This is a genomic window from Pantoea sp. 1B4, from assembly GCF_016925765.1.
In the GTDB taxonomy this organism is placed as follows: Bacteria; Pseudomonadota; Gammaproteobacteria; order Enterobacterales; family Enterobacteriaceae; genus Pantoea; species Pantoea agglomerans.
Map to the genome: position 1 here is coordinate 4,100,693 of NZ_JAEUWZ010000001.1, position 17,559 is coordinate 4,118,251.

Below are 17,559 nucleotides of genomic sequence, written 5' to 3' on the forward strand. Positions count from 1 at the left end.
CAGCAAAATAGTGGTTCAGGCAACTCCCGGCAGCGACGGGCGTCGCTGCCGGTTCACTTAGCGTTTGCGCCAGACGGTGACCTGCGCCAGCGTGTGCTGGAACTTGCGGGCCGTTTCGCGGATCACAAACGGTTTATCCTGCGGTTCATCGACCAGGTCGAAGTCGGCCGCCAGCAGACGTTGCAGTGCCTGCAGCGTCGTCAGTGCCTCACCGTTTTCACGCACGCCGCCCAGCCAGTTCTCCTTCGGCGTGAAATCCTCCAGCCAGGTATAGGGCGATGAGAGCACCAGAATGCCGCCCTGACGCAGCATCGGCGTGACATCCCGCAGGAAGCGTGCGGGCTGACGCAGGCGATCGATCAGGTTGGATGCAAGTACCAGATCGTAACGGGCTGGTTGCGGCTTAAGGTTACAGGCGTCGCCCTGAACAAACTGAATCCGCTGCGCCAGTTCGCTCTCCAGCGCGAAATCTTTCAGGCGAACCTGGCGATACTCCACCAGATCGCCTTCCTGTGGCAGGAGATAACGGAAGTCTTCGCCGCTGGCCAGCTGAAGCGCCACATCGATGAAGCGCGCCGAGTAGTCCATGCCGGTGACACGTTCAAAGTGGCGGGCCAGTTCAAAACTGGCGCGTCCGGTGGCACAGCCGATATCCAGTGCCTCGCCGCGTGCTGTGGTGTAGTTCAGCGCCAGGTTTACCAGGCTTTCGGCATAGTTATCCACGCCGAAATAGCGCGGGCCATACTGGAAGTCGAGGTATTGCGACACCATGGCGTCAGATTCATACGGGTTCAGCGCCATGGTTTCCTGATGGCTGGAAACCACGTAGCGGAAACCGGCATGCTGGAAGAAGTGGCGGCGGAACGCATAGCGTGCCGATTTCAGCGCTTCGTTGCCGGTCGATATCCAGCTACCGCCTTTGATCAGCGAATGTTTACCATCAAAGGTCGGGGTAGAGAAATCATCGTAAAGCGGGTGGACTTTAAAACCTTCAAAGCCGTTGGTCGGCGTGGTCGTCCACTGCCAGACGTTACCGACGATATCGAAGAAGTCACCCTGGGCGAAGAGATCGACCGGTGAAGAGGAAGCCCAGTACGCCAGGTTAATGTTACCCGGTGCCCGATCCCAATCCGGCTGATCGCCCGCGACCTGTTCGCGCAGCTGAGCCCACTCCGCTTCACAGGGGAGCTGAACACTCATTCCGGTCTGATCCGCTTTCCAGCGGCAGAAGGCCGCCGCTTCCAGCTGGTTAACCTCGGCTGGCCAGTCCCACGGCATCGCGACTTCTTCACACATCAGACGCAGTTTAAGCTGATCGGGCATCGCAGGCGTGCCGACCCAGAAGGTGGGCATCTCCGCTTTAGCAAACTGACACCAGCCCCAGCCTTCGTCATCCCACCAGCGAGCGTCCTGATAACCCCCCCGCCTCAACGAACGCCAGGAATTCCGCGTTGCTGACCAGCATTTTGCTCGCCCTGAACGGCTGCAGCGCGATCTGCTGGCGGCCATATTCGACATCCCAGCCATAGGTATCGTCGGTTTTACCCAGCGTGACGGTGCCGCCGGGCATCGGCAGCAGGGTATTGGCCGGAACAGCCTCGCGTTGGTGGCGCGCCATCGGGCAGACCGGCCACGCGGGCTGGGGTTTCACCCACCCGACCGGTAACTGGCGTATCAGTACGCTGGACGTTTCCAGATGAATACGCTCATGCTCAATGCCCATCAGGATCACCCAGGCCGGACTCTCCCAGGTGATCGGCAGAGTCAGCGGCAGGGTCTGGATCAGATCGCTGACCAGCGCTTTAACGCGCCCGCGGTATTCGCGGACTTCTTCGACAGTGGGCCAGTCATAGTGGCTGTCGTTGAGATCGTCCCAGCTCATCTCATCCACACCAATCGCCATCATCGCTTCGATACGATCGTCCAGACGCGCGTCGATAAGGCGTCCGGCCATCAGCTTATTAATGTAGAAGGTAGCGGTGTGGCCAAAATAGAAGATTAAAGGATGGCGCAGCGGAATGGCTTTGGTAAACCAGGCCTGGGAATCGGCCAGACAGGTAAACAGACTTTCATACTGTTCCCAGGTCTGGTGGAAATAGGCCAGCAATTCGGCACGTTTTTGTTCAATGTTATGGCCGGAGAGCAGTAGCGTTCGCGTCGGCGCAGGCAGATCGCGATGAGGTTGAGCAAGCGTCACAGGAAGCTCCAGATTGCTGAGTAAGTGAAACGGTAATTTACTATAGCAAATATGCATTTCTGCCCGATGACTTAACGCCGCCAGTGACGCAGCAGACGGCTTTTCATGCCGGTATCGAAACGCCAGATATGGTCGAAGATGCGCAGAATGCCTGGTTTCCCGTGGGCCGACATAGCCACGGCGTGAAAACGTTGCTGATTATTTCGCTGACGCGTTTTAATAGTCCCGATCACCTCTTCCGGCAGACGCTGGGCAATAAAATCGGAGACGATCACCGCATCGGCTTCCTGCCACAGGACGCCTTCCATTCGGGTCACAACGGAAGAGAGGCAGGCTGCCAGATCGGTGCCGCCGCGAAAGCGCTGACTGAGAAAGCGAATCGCCTGTTCCAGCCCGTCATCACCGGTCAGTTCATAGCCGATCACCTCATGCGCAAACAGCATGATGTAGCAGCGACGGCGATCGGCCAGCGCGACTTTCAGCAGCGCCAGACAAAACGCTTTGGCGCAGCGCTCATTGAAGCCACCCATCGAACCCGAGGTATCGACGCAGACGATGAAAGGCCCGCGTGGCTGCTCTTCATGCTGCTGGTGGCTGGCCGGACGCATCGTGACCTTTTCATGCCAGGCATCGCCCTGCAGCTTGTAGGTCAGCAGCCGTTTCTCTACCAGCCGCCGGTAAAACTCCAGCTCCAGTTCACTGATACTCAGCGCAGCTAACTCCGGCGGCAGCAGACGCAGCACGTCATCGCTCTGGTGAATGCCGCTGACCTCCTCCGGCACGGCCGCAGGTTCCTGCACCATATGGTGAAAGGCCTCCATAGGGGCATCCTGCGACGGCACCGATTTTGCCTCGCGGCTGCGACCCAGCTGCTGGGCCAGTTTCAGCAACTCCGGCTGCTGCGCCAGAAAGTCGCCATATTGCAGCATCAGCTGATAGTCGCCAGGCTGCAGTGACGCTTTGCTCATGTCCCACAGCCGGCCAGCGGCGGCTTCGTCATCGTCGCCAAGAATCGGTGCCAGCTGACCGCTCAGCGCCATACGCTGCTGCAGTTCCGCCAGCAGGCGTTCGCGCTGCTGTTCCAGCAACGTCTGATTCAGCGTCAGGGTCTGTAAGGTCAGGCTCAGCCGCCAGCGCTGTAGAAAAAGCTGGTGCTGCGCGCTGCTGAGATGGCTGATATCGGTGTGCTGCAGCAGCCGGTTGGCTTCATCCAGAAAAGGGGAAGGCAGGCTTTCAAGCGCCTGAAGCGTGGCATTCAGCTGGTGGCTGAATTCACGATCGCTGAGGAGTTGTACCCGCTGGAACAGCTGAAACTCTTCGGCCAGCGTGGCCGGAACCGGCGTGGCTTTGAGCTCAGCGTTGATCTCCGCTCGCCAGCGTGGCACATCGCGCAACAGTGCTTTTTTCAGCCCGGGAAACTTTTCAAAAAACAGCGCCAGCTGTGGAGACGCCAGCAGGGCAATAATCAGCTCTTCAATCAGTTCGGTTTCACCCACGGAGAGCAGTGTGCTGAGCGTCTCCAGTGGGATCATTTACGCGCCTGTTTCAACTGTTCCGCCACATCCTGCAGGCTGGTTTCAACGCGCGCCAGCCAGTCATCACTGATAAACAGGCAGCGCTGGTGCTGGCTGAACAGATGACGCTGCGACCGCAGTTCACTCTCCAGTGCATCCAGCGCTTCGGTGATCTCACCGGGCAGCGGCTCGCTGTTGCTAACGCCAGGCAGTGTCAGACGCGACGATTGCAGGCTGACATCACGGATAGCCAGGCAGTGCTGCGCATCCACCTGTAAATCCAGACTCTGCGCAAAGCCAATTCCATTGAGCTTGCCGCGAACCTCGCCCCCTTTCTGCAGCCACTGATTCAGTGCATCACGCGCGATCACCAGATGTGTCACCTGCATGTCATGCAGCATCAGCGGCTTTTGCAGCATCAGCGTCAGTTGCTCATCAGTGAAGCTTTCCGGCAGATCGTAATGGGGTTTGCGACTGAACATCCCACTGTGTTTTTCCAGGGTGATCGCCTGTGCGATGCTCTGTTGCTGCTGCAGAGCCATACGACGCGCTTTTATCTGATGCAGTTTCAGCAGCATCGGCTGCTGCTGCCAGGCGTGCTGTGTCATCAGCTGATCGATTTCGCGCTCCAGCAGCTGCATGGATGCGACGTCGTGCCAGAGGCAATCTTTCAGCAGGATCAGGTCTATCGGCGCAATGGCGCTGCGGCCACTGTAAAAGGCGCTGGCCTGCAGCAGATGAATAGCTTTTTTCCAGCGACGATCGGAAATATAGGGCGCGGCGGGCTGGCTTTCCAGTTGCTGGCGCAGCTGATAAATCAGCTCGAACACCGCATCCGGGAGGCTGACCTGACTGATGCCGAGCTGCCACTGCGCATACTCCTCATCACTGATGCGCAGGGATTCCGCGACCGGATTGGTGTGCTCATCCTGCTGATGGGTCAGCATGCTGCGAAAGTTCTGCTTCTCATGCACATTATCCAGCCACAGGCGGATCAGCATCCGGTCATAGAGCGCTTCAAGGCCGCTGTCCGCTTCCGGCATTTCATTGGAGGCGGTGACCAGCAGACGCATCGGAATGGCCTCTTCGCTGTCGCCATTGCGGAAGCGGCGTTCGTTGATAGCGGTCAGCAGGGTATTCAGAATCGCCGGGCCGGCTTTCCAGATCTCATCCAGAAAAACAATCTCCGCGTCGGGCAGATAACCTTTAGTGAGGCGCTGATAGCGCCCTTCATCCTTCAGTGCCTGAATAGATAGCGGGCCAAACACCTCTTCCGGTGTGGAGAAACGGGTCATCAGATATTCAAAGGCGCGGGCGTGCTGAAAGGCATATTTCAGGCGGCGGGCAATCAGGCTCTTGGCGATGCCGGGCGGTCCCAGCAGGAATACGCTTTCACCGCTCAGCGCTGCCAGCAGGCAAAGGCGGATGGCATGATGTCGCTCATACAATCCTTTTTCTAACGCATTGCTAAGGCGAGAAATTCTTTCTGCCAAAAGATGGGGTTGAGCCATAATCACTTCAATGTCCTTACGATCGTCGGGCCGCCGCGCTTCAGCAAGCGCCTTACTCTATAGATCATCATGCGTGAAAGCGTTGATAGCTGTCAGCTTTTTTTGTTTCATAAGGTTTGCCTGCTTTGAAAGCGGCGCTGATAAACGCTTTAATGCCTGAAACCACCCCGTTACCCTGGCAGACAGGCGAAGCGGGTATAGGAATTTTCGGCAAACCGTGCATACTGTGCGCTTTTTGATGGCCTGAGCGAGGGGTTGTTGCGCCTCTTAGACTCCAACAAAAGATAACTCTATGAGCTCGGATAATAAGCAGTCACTTCGCGGATTAACGCTGGCCGCTATTGGTGTTGTTTACGGGGATATCGGCACCAGTCCGCTGTATACCTTGCGTGAATGTCTCTCCGGACAGTTCGGCTTCGGCGTTGAGCGGGAAGCGGTGTTTGGCTTTTTGTCGCTGATTTTCTGGCTGCTGGTGCTGGTGGTATCACTGAAGTACATCAGTTATGTGATGCGCGCCGACAATGCCGGTGAAGGCGGTATTCTGACACTGATGTCGCTGGCGGGCCGCCATACGGGTGCACGCGCCACGGCAGTGCTGGTGATCATGGGCCTGATTGGCGGCAGCTTCTTCTATGGGGAAGTGGTGATCACGCCGGCCATTTCGGTGATGTCAGCCATTGAAGGTCTGGAGATTGCCGCGCCGTCGCTGGATCCCTTTATTGTGCCGATGTCGATTGCGGTGCTGACGCTGCTGTTTGCGATTCAGAAACATGGTACCGGCATGGTGGGCAAACTCTTCGCGCCGGTGATGCTGGTGTGGTTCCTGGTGCTGGCGATCCTGGGGGTCAGTGGCATCATGAAAAACCCGGAAGTGCTGCATGCGCTGAATCCCGCCTATGCGGTCGAGTTCTTCCTGCACTATAAATCTGTCTCATTCTTCGCGCTTGGCGCGGTGGTACTGGCGATTACCGGGGTTGAAGCGCTGTATGCCGATATGGGTCACTTCGGTAAAGTGCCGATTCGACTGGCCTGGTTCTCGGTGGTGCTGCCGTCGCTGGTCCTGAACTACTTTGGTCAGGGCGCGCTGTTACTCAGCGATCCCAAAGCGATTAAAAACCCCTTCTTCCTGCTGGCGCCGGACTGGGCGCTGATCCCGATGCTGATTCTGGCGACGCTGGCCACGGTGATTGCCTCGCAGGCGGTGATCTCCGGCGTCTTCTCGCTGACGCGTCAGGCGGTGCGACTGGGTTATCTGCCGGGGATGCGTATCATCCACACCTCTGAGCGCGAATCGGGCCAGATCTATATTCCGGTGATTAACTGGGTACTCTACTTCGCCGTGCTGATTGTGATTATCAGCTTTGAGCATTCAAGTAATCTGGCTGCGGCCTACGGTATCGCCGTCACCGGCACCATGGTGCTGACCGCGATGCTCTCCTGTACCGTGGCGGTTAAAAACTGGCACTGGAATAAGCTGGCGGTTGCCGTCATCCTGGTACTGATGCTCTGTATCGATGTGCCGCTGTTTACCGCCAACCTGGTGAAAATCTTCTCCGGTGGCTGGCTGCCGCTCTGTCTCGGCCTGGTGATGTTTATCATTATGACGACGTGGAAAAGCGAACGTTTCCGCCTGCTGCGCCGCATGCACGAGCATGGCAACTCACTGGAGGCGATGATCGCGTCACTGGAGAAATCGCCGCCGGTTCGCGTGCCGGGTACGGCGGTCTATATGTCGCGTGCGCTGAATGTGATTCCGTTTGCCATGCTGCATAACCTCAAACACAACAAAGTGTTGCATGAGCGGGTGGTGCTGCTGACGTTGCGGACAGAAGATGCGCCTTACGTGCACAACGTGCGTCGCGTGACGATTGAGCAGCTGTCGCCCACCTTCTGGCGGGTGGTGGCCAGCTACGGCTGGCGCGAAACGCCAAACGTCGAGGAGATTTTCCACCGCTGCGGGCTGGAAGGGCTCAACTGCCGCATGATGGAGACATCGTTCTTCATGTCGCATGAGTCGCTGATTATCGGCAAACGGCCGTGGTATCTGCGCCTGCGTGGCAAACTCTTCCTGGCGCTGCAGCGCAATGCGCTCCGTGCGCCAGACCAGTTTGAGATCCCGCCAAACCGGGTGATTGAGCTGGGCACCCAGGTCGAGATTTAATCTGCAGCGCCCGCCTTACGGGGCGGGCGCTGACCAGCGCAGCATAACGCATAATCCGCCGCCCGAGCGCTGGCTGAAGCTGACCTGCATCCCGTGCAACTGGGCGATATTGCGGACTATCGATAATCCCAGCCCGCTTCCGCTTTTCTCCTGACCTGGCGGTCGCCAGAAACGTTCACCAAGCCGTTGCAGATCGGCTGCACTCAGACCTTCGCCGTTATCCTCTACCGACAGGCTATTCGCCTGAAGCCGCACATCAACTTCGCTGCCCGCTGGCGTATAGCGAATGGCATTATCCAGCAGATTACGCACCAGCAGTGACAGTAACAGCGGATGCCCCTGAATCTGCGGATCGGCGTCAGCATGCAGCCGCAGCGTGACACCCGTTTTATCCGCCAGCGGCAGCTGTGCAGCCAGCGTCTCCTGGACCGTGCGTTTCAGCGCCACCGTTTCGAAGGCGCTGCGTGCATCATCAGCTTCAACCCGTGAGAGCGTCAGCAGCTGATCCACCAGCCGGGTTGCGCGGATAATGCCGGCATCCAGTTGCTGTAGCGCATGGCTTCGCATCACTTCATCATCCGCAGTCAGCTGGATCACCTCGCTTTGCACCTGCAGCGCCGCCAGCGGACTGCGCAGCTCATGTGCGGCATCAGAGGTAAAGCGCCGTTCACGCTGCATCATTGCGCTGATGCGGCTGAACAGACCATTGAGCGCGACCATCAGCGGTTGCACCTCTTTCGGCACGCGGTCTGCCTGCAGCGGCGTATCATCATCGGGTGCGCGCTGAGCCAGCTGCTGTGCCAGCGTCTTCAGGGGGCGCAGTTCAGACCAGACCAGACCGATCAGCAGCAGCAACATAAAGGGCAGCGCGATCAGCCAGGGCAGCATGCTGGCTTTCATCAGATCCCGCGTCATGTCGTCACGGTATTCGGACTCCTGACCCACCACCACCCGGAACTGCTGGTCGGGCGTAGTCAGCCAGACAAACCGCCAGCGATCGTCATCATTGGTGAGCTGGCCCTCATGAAATCCCTGATACTCCGCCTCAAACGGCAGGTAGCGGCCATTGTCACCATCATTCATCACCTGCCGGCCGTCACGCGTGAAGACGGCAAAGGCCAGGGCGTCGTCATCCTGATCGCCGCGATGGTGGCGCAGTATCTCTTTGGTTTTAGGCAGAGTGGCGTTGTCCAGCGAGGAGAAATCCAGCGTCAGCAGACGCTTTGCCAGCAGCATCTGCTGGGTATCGAAGAGCTCATCAAGGGTTTCACGTGTCTGATGCCAGGCACTCAGGCTGGCGCTGGCCCAGCAGATCCCGAGCAGCAGCACAAAACCGATACCCAGCCGCAGAAACAGGCTCATTGATCGCATTCAGCCGCTCCCAGGGTATAACCGACGCCGTGCAGCGTGCGGATAAACTGGCTGCCCAGTTTTTTACGCAGATGATGAATGTGAACCTCTACCGCATTGCTGGAGACATCGGCGTCCCAGTTGTAGAGCTTCTCTTCCAGCTGGCTGCGTGTCAGCACCCGGTCCGGGTTTCGCATAAACAGTTCCAGCAGCGCCAGTTCACGGCTTTTCAGCGCAATCGCCTCACCTTCGCGCATCACACTATGGCTGCCGGGGATCAGCACCACATTACCGTGCCGGAGTTCGGGCTGCAGCTGGCCATGACGGCGGCGGATCAGCGCCTGTAAGCGAGCAGCCACTTCGGTTAAGGCAAAGGGTTTACACAGATAGTCGTCGGCTCCCAGTTGCAGGCCTTCGACCCGCTGATCGAGCGCATCGCGTGCGGTCAGTATCAGTACCGGTACATCTTTCCCCTGCTGTCGCCACTGCCGCAGAATATCGAGCCCATCCCGCTCGGGCAGTGAGAGATCCAGGATCACCGCATCCCAGGGCGCGGCCTCCAGCGCGTTAAACCCCGTCTCACCAGAGGTAAACCAGTCAACGCTGAAGCCCAGTTTACTCAGCCCCGCCTTGATACCGTCGCCAATTAAACGATCATCTTCAATCAGTAAAATACGCATCACGTCTCCCTGTTCCGATAGCGCTTTATACGAAGCAACTTCCTGCTTGTACAGCTGATTTCGGCGAAAATAGCTTATTTTTGCCTCTTAAGAAGCTGTTAAGAACTTTATGGTCAACTAAGCTCAACAAGACGAACCACATCATGGAAAAGAGGTGACAAAATGAAAAAGCACGCTGCAATTCTGGCCGTCGTAATGCTGGCTTCTGCCCCGGTTTTCGCTGTACAGCAGGGTGGGTTTGTTGATCCCAGTGCGCCAGCCGCACAGACGCAGGCAGCAGCCGGTCAGGGCGGTTTCAGTGCCGATCACACCAGTGTGGTGACCGTAAAGCAGGCTGAAGAGATGAAAGATGACAGCTGGGTCACCGTGCGCGGTAAGCTGGAGAAACAGATCGGCAACGAAGATTATCTGTTCCGCGACCAGACCGGCACCATGAAAGTCGAAATCGACCACAAGCACTGGAACGGCCAGACTATCTCACCTAAAGACAACGTCGAGCTGACGGGTGAACTGGATAAAGATTTCAACAGCATTGAGATGGACGTTAAGCAGGTTAAGAAACTGCCTTAATCCTCTCCTCCGGGGCCGCGCTCGCGGCCCTTTTTTCTGCCCGTTCTCCGACTTAATACAAATTTCTCCCCGCGTGAGCGAAACGTTTCGATAGCGATCACAGATTTCTTCTTTGCTGGTTGAGTTGATGGCGGCTTTTCATACACTCCTGACAGCGAAACGTTTCGCTGTGGAGTGAAAAGATGAAAAAAGGTCGCTTGTTAAACGCTGAACTCTCTCATGTGATTGCCCGCCTGGGACACACGGATACGCTGACGATTGCCGATGCAGGCTTGCCGATTCCGGCCGGACCGCAGCGCATCGATTTAGCGCTCACGCCGGGTACGCCCGATTTTATGCAGGTGGTTAATGCTGTCGCACTGGAGATGCAGGTAGAGAGCGCCCTGATCGCGGAAGAGATTAAGCAGCATAATCCGCAACTTCATAGCGCGCTTGTCGCCGTGCTCGAAGCCTTGCAACAGCACCAGGGGAATATCATCACCATCAGCTACACCAGTCATGAACAATTCAAACAACAAACGCAGCGTAGTCAGGCGGTCATTCGCAGCGGAGAGTGCTCTCCGTTTGCGAATGTCATCCTCAGCGCCGGTGTGACCTTCTGAGGCCGCTATGCAACTTTTACTGCAACTCGACGGCATTGAAAAATCCTTTCCGGGTGTGAAAGCCCTCAAGGGGGCGTCGCTGAATGTCCGGGCAGGACGCGTGATGGCGCTGGTGGGCGAGAACGGCGCAGGCAAGTCCACCATGATGAAAGTGCTGACCGGCATCTATCAATATGATGCCGGTACGCTGCGCTGGCTGGGCAAAGAGACCCGTTTCAGCGGGCCGAAAGCGTCTCAGGAAGCGGGTATTGGCATCATTCATCAGGAACTGAACCTGATCCCTCAATTAACCGTGGCGGAGAATATTTTTCTCGGCCGCGAATATGTCAGCCGTTTTGGCCGTATCCAGTGGCCGCGTATGTATGCCGAAGCCGATGCGCTGCTTAAACGGCTTAATCTGCGCTTCAACAGCCACAAGCTGGTGGGGGATTTGTCGATTGGCGATCAGCAGATGGTCGAAATCGCCAAAGTCCTGAGCTTTGAGTCGCAGGTGATCATCATGGATGAGCCGACCGATGCGCTGACTGATACCGAAACGCTGTCGCTGTTCCGGGTGATCAACGAACTGAAAGCGCAGGGCTGCGGCATCGTCTATATCTCGCATCGCATGAAAGAGATCTTTGAGATCTGCGATGACGTCACGGTGTTCCGCGACGGTCAGTTTATTGCTGAACGCCCGGTCAGCGAACTGACCGAAGAGAGCCTGATCGAAATGATGGTCGGCCGTAAGCTGGAAGATCAATATCCCCATATTGATCAGGCGCCAGGCGACGTGCGGCTGAAAGTGGAAAACGTCAGCGGACCGGGCGTGGATAACGTCAGTTTCAGCCTGCGCAAAGGTGAAATTCTCGGCGTGTCTGGCTTGATGGGCGCGGGCCGTACCGAACTGATGAAGGTGCTTTACGGCGCCCTGCCGCGTCGCGAAGGCACACTGTGGCTCAATGGTCGGGAAGTGGTGACGCGCTCACCGCAGGATGGGCTGGCTAACGGCATCGTCTATATCTCCGAAGATCGTAAGCGCGATGGCCTGGTGCTGGGCATGTCAGTAAAAGAGAACATGTCGCTGACAGCGTTAGGCTATTTCAGTCACGGCAGCGGCACGCTGAAACATGCGGCAGAGCAGCTGGCCGTGGGCGACTTTATCCGGCTGTTTAACGTTAAAACGCCTTCAATGGAGCAGCCCATTGGTCTGCTTTCGGGCGGCAACCAGCAGAAAGTGGCGATTGCCCGCGGGCTGATGACCCGGCCTAACGTACTGATTCTGGATGAACCGACACGCGGTGTGGATGTCGGCGCGAAGAAAGAGATCTATCAACTGATTAACCAGTTTAAAGCCGAAGGGCTGAGCATCATTCTGGTCTCCTCGGAAATGCCGGAAGTGCTGGGCATGAGCGATCGGATTCTGGTGATGCATGAAGGCCGTATCAGCGGCGAATTTACCCGAGAAGAAGCCACTCAGGAGAGCCTGATGGCAGCCGCCGTAGGCAAGCAACACAGCGAGGATTTAGTGGTATGACGACCCAAACTTTACCTGCCAGCCGTCGCTGGTTTAGCAAAAGCTGGCTACTGGAACAGAAGTCGCTGATTGCGCTGATGGTGCTGATCGCCGTGGTGGCCAGCCAGAGCCCGAACTTCTTTACCGTGGCGAACCTGTTCAACATTCTGCAGCAGACCTCGGTTAACGCCATTATGGCGGTCGGGATGACGCTGGTGATCCTGACTTCTGGTATCGACCTCTCTGTAGGATCGCTGCTGGCCCTGACGGGCGCGGTGGGTGCATCGCTGGTGGGTATGGAGGTCAATGCCCTGGTCGCGGTGGCGGCGTCGCTGGCGCTGGGAGCGGCAATCGGTGCCCTGACCGGCACCATTGTGGCGCGCGGCAAAGTGCAGGCGTTTATCGCCACGCTGGTCATGATGCTGCTGCTGCGTGGTGTCACCATGGTCTACACCGATGGCAGTCCGGTAAACACGGGTTTTAATGCCAATGCCGATCTGCTGGGCTGGTTTGGTATCGGTCGTCCGCTGGGTATCCCTGCGCCGGTCTGGCTGATGGCGCTGGTCTTTATTGCTGCCTGGTACATGCTGCAGCACACCCGTCTGGGTCGCTATATCTATGCGCTTGGCGGTAACGAAGCGGCAACGCGTCTCTCCGGCATCAATGTGAATCGCGTCAAAATCATCGTCTATTCACTGAGTGGCATGCTGGCAGCGCTAGCAGGCACCATTGAAGTGGCGCGCCTTTCTTCGGCACAGCCGACAGCGGGTACCGGCTATGAGCTGGATGCGATTGCTGCGGTCGTGCTGGGCGGAACCAGCCTGGCCGGCGGTAAGGGCCGTATTTTCGGCACCCTGATTGGCGCGCTGATCCTCGGCTTCCTGAACAACGGCCTGAACCTGATGGGCGTCTCTTCGTACTACCAGATGATCGTTAAGGCGGTAGTAATCCTGCTGGCGGTGCTGGTAGATAATAAAAGCAGTAAATAACTCTGACCTTACACAGGATGACATGATGAAAAAGTTAACCGCACTGGCCGTGATCCTTGGCGCAACGCTCAGTACCAGCGCTATGGCTAAAGATACTATCGCGCTGGTGGTTTCAACCCTGAATAACCCGTTCTTTGTTTCGCTGAAAGAGGGCGCGCAGAAAGAAGCGGACAAACTGGGCTACAACCTGGTGGTGCTTGATTCACAGAACAACCCGGCGAAAGAGCTGGCTAACGTGCAGGATCTGACGGTTCGCGGCACCAAACTGCTGCTGATCAACCCAACCGACTCTGATGCTGTGGGCAATGCGGTGAAGATGGCTAACCAGGCGAACATCCCGGTTATCACGCTGGATCGCGTTGCGGCACAGGGCACCGTTGTCAGCCACGTCGCCTCCGATAACCGTTTCGGCGGTAAAATGGCCGGCGACTTCATCGCCAAAAAAGTCGGCGAAAACGCCAGAATTATCGAACTGCAGGGCATTGCCGGGACTTCTGCCGCCCGTGAGCGTGGCGAAGGCTTCAAACAGGCCGCTGATGCGCATAAATTCCAGATTCTCGCCAGCCAGCCAGCCGATTTTGACCGTACCAAAGGTCTGAACGTCATGCAGAACCTGCTTCAGGCACACCCGGACGTTCAGGCCGTATTCGCTCAGAACGACGAAATGGCGCTGGGTGCACTGCGTGCGCTGCAGACCGCCGGTAAAACTGGTGTGATCGTCGTTGGTTTTGACGGTACTGCTGATGGCGTTAAAGCGGTAGAAGGTGGCAAACTGTCCGCGACTGTGGCACAGATGCCAGACAAAATTGGCATGATCGGCGTAGATACCGCTGATAAAGTGCTGAAGGGTGAAAAAGTGAAGGCGATCAACCCGGTCGACCTGAAGCTGGTCACTCAATAACTCAAAGAAAAGCAGGGCACTGCGCCACCCTCCTGGTGGCGCACTTATTCCGGACTCCCCTAATGAGCAAAAACGCAAAACTGGCCGTTCTTGGCAGCATTAACGCTGACCACATCCTTAATCTGGCGCACTTTCCTCGTCCCGGTGAAACGGTGATCGGGCAGAATTATCAGATTGCGTTTGGCGGTAAGGGTGCGAATCAGGCTGTCGCCGCCGGTCGTGCTGGTGCCGATATCGCATTTATCGCCTGTGTGGGCGCTGACGACATTGGTGAACGTGTTCGTCAGCAACTGGCCCAGGACAATATTGATACTACGCCGGTCGAAGTGGTCGAGGGTGAGTCAACCGGCGTGGCGATGATTTTCGTCAATGGTGACGGTGAGAACAACATCGGCATCTACTCCGGTGCAAACGCGGCGTTAACACCCGCCTGCGTGACGCGCCATCAGCAGGTTATCGCCGACGCCGATGCACTATTAATGCAGCTGGAATCACCGCTGGAAAGTGTGCTGGCCGCCGCGACGCTTGCCCGACAGCATCAGACGCAGGTTATTCTCAATCCTGCACCCGCCACCCAGCTCTCAGATGAACTGCTGGCGTTGATCGACATTATTACCCCGAATGAAACCGAAGCCGAGAGTCTGACCGGCATTGCGGTCAGCAACGATGAAGATGCCGCCCGCGCTGCGGCAGTACTGCATGCGAAAGGTATCGGCACGGTTCTGATTACTCTGGGTCGCCGCGGTGTCTGGCTGAGCGAGCAGGGAGAAGGTCAGCGTATTACTGGCTTCAGTGTTAAAGCTATCGACACCATCGCGGCGGGCGACACCTTTAATGGCGCCTTTATCACCGCGCGACTGGAGCAGAAAACGATGTATGACGCGGTGCGGTTTGCCCATGCCGCCGCTGCTATCGCCGTTACCCGCTCGGGAGCGCAGCCCTCCGTGCCGTGGCGCGCGGAGATCGATGAATTTTTGCAGCAGCAGGGCTAAGCATTTGAGCACCATGAAAGATGTCGCTCGCCTGGCGGGCGTCTCTACCTCCACTGTCTCGCACGTTATCAATAACAATCGCTTTGTTAGTGAAGGCGTGCGCGAAAAAGTTGAGCAGGCCATCCGCCATCTGAATTACGCCCCCTCTGCGCTGGCGCGCAGTCTGAAAATCAATCAGACGCACACGATTGGTATGCTGCTGACCACCAGTAGTAACCCATTTTATGCCGAAGTGGTGCGGGGTGTGGAGGAGAGCTGCTATCAGCGTGGCTACAGCCTGATTCTCTGTAACACGGCAGGTGATGAACAGCGGATGAACCGCAGCCTGGAAACGCTGATGCAGAAGCGCGTCGACGGTTTATTGATCATGTGTACGGAAAGTCACCTGCCCTCGGCCGACATTCTGAACCGTTATCCCTCTATACCTGCCGTCATGATGGACTGGGCGCCGTTTGAAGGCCGTGGTGACATTATTCAGGATAACGCGCTGCTGGGCGGGGAGCTGGCGACTCAGCATCTTATCGACAGTGGTTATACCCGCATCGCCTGTATCGCCGGTCCACAGGATAAAACCCCGGCTCGTATGCGCCTGGAAGGTTATCGCAACGCCATGACAAAGAGTGGCCTGGCGATTCTGCCCGGCTATGTGGTGAATGGTGACTTTGAATTCCAGGGAGGCTACAACGGGATGGTCGAACTGCTGGCGCTGGAAACGCCGCCGGAAGCGGTTTTCACCAGCAACGATGCCATGGCGGTGGGCGTTTATCACGCACTTTACCAGGCCGGCATGCAGGTTCCGCAGCAGATGGCGGTAATGGGATATGACGATATCGAACTGGCGCGCTATCTCACTCCGCCACTGAGTACCATTCATCAACCGAAAGATGCGCTGGGTGAACTGGCGATAGACACCCTGCTCCATCGTCTCAGCAATCCCGACGCCAGTCAGCAAACGCTGGTGCTGACGCCGGAACTGGTGGTGCGTGGATCGGTTTAGCGCTTTTTCTTTTTTGTCGCGATTACTGATCAGATTACGGCCATCGCCGTTTTTCAGCAGCATAAAGGTCAGCGCCGACAGTACTGTTACCACGCCCATGGTCATAAACGTGGCGTGGAACTGTGAAATGGTGCTGGTTTCAAACTCCTGGTAGAAGCGCAGCACCGCGGCGCTGACGGCCACACCAAAACTGATCGCTAGCTGCTGAGTCACGGCCAGCACGCTGTTACCGCCGCTGGCGTTATCATCATTCAGATCGGCCAGGGTGATGGTATTCATGGCGGTAAACTGCGTAGACATGGCCATGCCGAGAATAAACAGCGGAAGTAAGAGCACAATGATGCTTTCAGCGGGCGACTGCAGAGAGAAGCCGGCGATCAGAATGCCAATAATGGCGGTAATGCCAACCAGCAGGCGGCGGTAACCCAGCCAGCGCAGCAGTTGCGTCACCGTCGACTTCGCCAGTATTGAACCAATGGCGATGGGTGCCATCATGCAGCCCGCGATAATCGCTGAATAGCCAAAGCCGACCTGCAACATGAGCGGCATCAAAAAAGGGCACACAACCGGTGCCAAGACGTGACGCGATGTTGCCACCGATGCCCACTGAGAACGTCCGGGTTTTAAACATCGGCAGATTGATCAGTGGCGAAGGGTGATTTCGGGCATGCACTATATAAAGAAGCAAAAGCACAATCCCGCTGAGTAATATCCCGCCCGCCAGCCAGGCGGAAACAATCCGCTCGCCAAACAGCTCAATCCCAATCGAGATCATCACCAGTCCGGCCCCAAACAGTAAGAAGCCGAAAAAGTCGAAGCGGCGCTTCGGCGTGGTGAAGTCCGGCATATATTTGCGTGCGTAGATAATGCCGAGAATGCCAATCGGGATATTAATCAGGAAAATCCAGTGCCAGGTCGCGTAGGTCACCAGCACGCCGCCCAGCATTGGCCCCAGTATCGGGCCAACTAATCCCGGCATGGTGACAAAGTTGAGCACCGGCAAGAGCTCACTGCGCGGATAGGCGCGTAACAGCGCCAGTCGCGCGACCGGCATCATCATTGCGCCACCGACGCCCTGTATGATGCGCGAGATGACCAGTACCTGGAGTGTGGGAGAAAGTGCACAAGCCAGCGAGCCGAGGGTGAACAGCGAAACGGCAACGATAAATACCTTGCGCGTGCCGTAGCGATCGGCGAGCCAGCCGCTGACCGGAATCAACATAGCGACAGTCAGGGTGTAACTGATGACGGCGGATTGCATGGCCAGAGGAGAACGGTCGAGGCTGGTGGCGATAGCGGGCAGGGCAGTATTCAGTATGGTGGCGTCGAGTGACTGCATGAAAAAGGCCATGGCAGCTATCCATGGCAAACCAGCCATGCTGCGCGCGGATTTTATCATTGAGTATCCTTCCTGGGGTTATCCTGCGAGAAGAAGCAAAATAATAGCACCCGCATTAAGCAACGGCAGGTCTCTTTACAACGTTTAATGGCGATTTTTGTGCGTTATTCCGTCATGAAACGTCTCTTTTTAAGCCGTTCGTTTAAAAAAAGATGCGCTCAGCAAATTAATTCAAAGAAACGCTTGTCAGCCCGCGGAAAC

General features: G+C 57.0%; 12 protein-coding genes and 2 pseudogenes. 8 read left to right on the forward strand and 6 right to left on the reverse strand.

Annotation, left to right across the window (positions count from 1 at the left end; translation table 11 throughout):
• Positions 1 to 57: 57 nt before the first annotated feature.
• The 3 genes and pseudogenes from ovoA to ravA all read right to left on the reverse strand — a co-directional run bounded on the left by ovoA (position 58) and on the right by ravA (position 5,222).
• Positions 58 to 2,197, reverse strand: a pseudogene (ovoA, locus tag JNO11_RS19600) (5-histidylcysteine sulfoxide synthase).
• Positions 2,198 to 2,268: 71 nt separating this feature from the next.
• Positions 2,269 to 3,729 (reverse strand): ATPase RavA stimulator ViaA, encoded by a 1,461-nt coding sequence (gene viaA / locus JNO11_RS19605; protein WP_010672185.1) that lies wholly within the window; start codon positions 3,727 to 3,729, stop codon positions 2,269 to 2,271.
• Entirely contained in the window at positions 3,726 to 5,222 is a 1,497-nt protein-coding gene (gene ravA, locus JNO11_RS19610; protein ID WP_010258850.1) for an ATPase RavA, read from the reverse strand. The genes viaA and ravA overlap by 4 nt, the downstream gene beginning before the upstream one ends.
• 292 nt (positions 5,223 to 5,514) lie before the next feature.
• Here ravA and kup point away from each other — a divergent pair, with 292 nt between their 5' ends.
• A complete protein-coding gene (gene kup / locus JNO11_RS19615; RefSeq protein WP_010258849.1) occupies positions 5,515 to 7,383 on the forward strand; it encodes a low affinity potassium transporter Kup in 1,869 nt (622 codons plus the stop codon).
• 15 nt (positions 7,384 to 7,398) lie between these two features.
• On the opposite strand, the gene qseC is transcribed toward kup, so the two are convergent.
• Entirely contained in the window at positions 7,399 to 8,754 is a 1,356-nt protein-coding gene (gene qseC / locus JNO11_RS19620) for a quorum sensing histidine kinase QseC (protein ID WP_081114160.1), read from the reverse strand.
• Positions 8,742 to 9,413 carry a quorum sensing response regulator transcription factor QseB gene (gene qseB, locus JNO11_RS19625; RefSeq protein WP_325177627.1) on the reverse strand — a complete coding sequence of 224 codons (672 nt, stop codon included), beginning with the start codon at positions 9,411 to 9,413 and terminating at the stop codon, positions 8,742 to 8,744. Before qseB ends, qseC begins: the two co-directional genes overlap by 13 nt.
• A 162-nt stretch (positions 9,414 to 9,575) precedes the next feature.
• On the opposite strand from qseB, the gene JNO11_RS19630 reads away from it, so the two are divergent.
• The 7 genes from JNO11_RS19630 (at position 9,576) to rbsR (ending at position 15,959) form a co-directional block, all read left to right on the forward strand.
• Complete coding sequence (locus tag JNO11_RS19630; protein ID WP_325177628.1) at positions 9,576 to 9,983, forward strand: YgiW/YdeI family stress tolerance OB fold protein; 408 nt, start codon at positions 9,576 to 9,578, stop codon at positions 9,981 to 9,983.
• Between the two features lie 182 nt (positions 9,984 to 10,165).
• On the forward strand, positions 10,166 to 10,585 hold the full coding sequence (gene rbsD, locus JNO11_RS19635; RefSeq protein WP_003849483.1) for a D-ribose pyranase: 420 nt from the start codon (positions 10,166 to 10,168) through the stop codon (positions 10,583 to 10,585).
• Between the two features lie 7 nt (positions 10,586 to 10,592).
• Complete coding sequence (gene rbsA / locus JNO11_RS19640) at positions 10,593 to 12,101, forward strand: ribose ABC transporter ATP-binding protein RbsA (protein WP_010258843.1); 1,509 nt, start codon at positions 10,593 to 10,595, stop codon at positions 12,099 to 12,101.
• On the forward strand, positions 12,098 to 13,069 hold the full coding sequence (gene rbsC / locus JNO11_RS19645) for a ribose ABC transporter permease (protein WP_010258841.1): 972 nt from the start codon (positions 12,098 to 12,100) through the stop codon (positions 13,067 to 13,069). Before rbsA ends, rbsC begins: the two co-directional genes overlap by 4 nt.
• Before the next feature lie 25 nt (positions 13,070 to 13,094).
• Positions 13,095 to 13,970, forward strand: a complete 876-nt coding sequence (gene rbsB, locus JNO11_RS19650) for a ribose ABC transporter substrate-binding protein RbsB (RefSeq protein ID WP_031590976.1) — start codon at positions 13,095 to 13,097, stop codon at positions 13,968 to 13,970.
• A 62-nt stretch (positions 13,971 to 14,032) separates the two neighbouring features.
• Complete coding sequence (rbsK, locus tag JNO11_RS19655; protein WP_033780801.1) at positions 14,033 to 14,962, forward strand: ribokinase; 930 nt, start codon at positions 14,033 to 14,035, stop codon at positions 14,960 to 14,962.
• Positions 14,963 to 14,975: 13 nt separating this feature from the next.
• Complete coding sequence (gene rbsR / locus JNO11_RS19660) at positions 14,976 to 15,959, forward strand: ribose operon transcriptional repressor RbsR (protein ID WP_031292583.1); 984 nt, start codon at positions 14,976 to 14,978, stop codon at positions 15,957 to 15,959.
• On the opposite strand, the pseudogene mdtD reads toward rbsR, so the two are convergent.
• Positions 15,960 to 17,358: pseudogene (gene mdtD, locus JNO11_RS19665) on the reverse strand (multidrug transporter subunit MdtD); the annotation flags it as partial. It abuts the gene before it with no gap.
• Between the last annotated feature and the right edge of the window lie 201 nt (positions 17,359 to 17,559).

What these genes read in the sequence shown, in the direction of transcription:
- ravA (WP_010258850.1), bottom strand. Translation starts at nt 5,222, where the DNA reads ATGGCTCAACCCCATCTTTTGGCAGAAAGAATTTCTCGCCTTAGCAAT.
- rbsK (WP_033780801.1), top strand. Translation starts at nt 14,033, where the DNA reads ATGAGCAAAAACGCAAAACTGGCCGTTCTTGGCAGCATTAACGCTGAC.
- rbsD (WP_003849483.1), top strand. Translation starts at nt 10,166, where the DNA reads ATGAAAAAAGGTCGCTTGTTAAACGCTGAACTCTCTCATGTGATTGCC.
- rbsB (WP_031590976.1), top strand. Translation starts at nt 13,095, where the DNA reads ATGAAAAAGTTAACCGCACTGGCCGTGATCCTTGGCGCAACGCTCAGT.
- JNO11_RS19630 (WP_325177628.1), top strand. Translation starts at nt 9,576, where the DNA reads ATGAAAAAGCACGCTGCAATTCTGGCCGTCGTAATGCTGGCTTCTGCC.
- kup (WP_010258849.1), top strand. Translation starts at nt 5,515, where the DNA reads ATGAGCTCGGATAATAAGCAGTCACTTCGCGGATTAACGCTGGCCGCT.
- viaA (WP_010672185.1), bottom strand. Translation starts at nt 3,729, where the DNA reads ATGATCCCACTGGAGACGCTCAGCACACTGCTCTCCGTGGGTGAAACC.
- qseC (WP_081114160.1), bottom strand. Translation starts at nt 8,754, where the DNA reads ATGCGATCAATGAGCCTGTTTCTGCGGCTGGGTATCGGTTTTGTGCTG.
- qseB (WP_325177627.1), bottom strand. Translation starts at nt 9,413, where the DNA reads ATGCGTATTTTACTGATTGAAGATGATCGTTTAATTGGCGACGGTATC.
- rbsC (WP_010258841.1), top strand. Translation starts at nt 12,098, where the DNA reads ATGACGACCCAAACTTTACCTGCCAGCCGTCGCTGGTTTAGCAAAAGC.
- rbsA (WP_010258843.1), top strand. Translation starts at nt 10,593, where the DNA reads ATGCAACTTTTACTGCAACTCGACGGCATTGAAAAATCCTTTCCGGGT.
- rbsR (WP_031292583.1), top strand. Translation starts at nt 14,976, where the DNA reads ATGAAAGATGTCGCTCGCCTGGCGGGCGTCTCTACCTCCACTGTCTCG.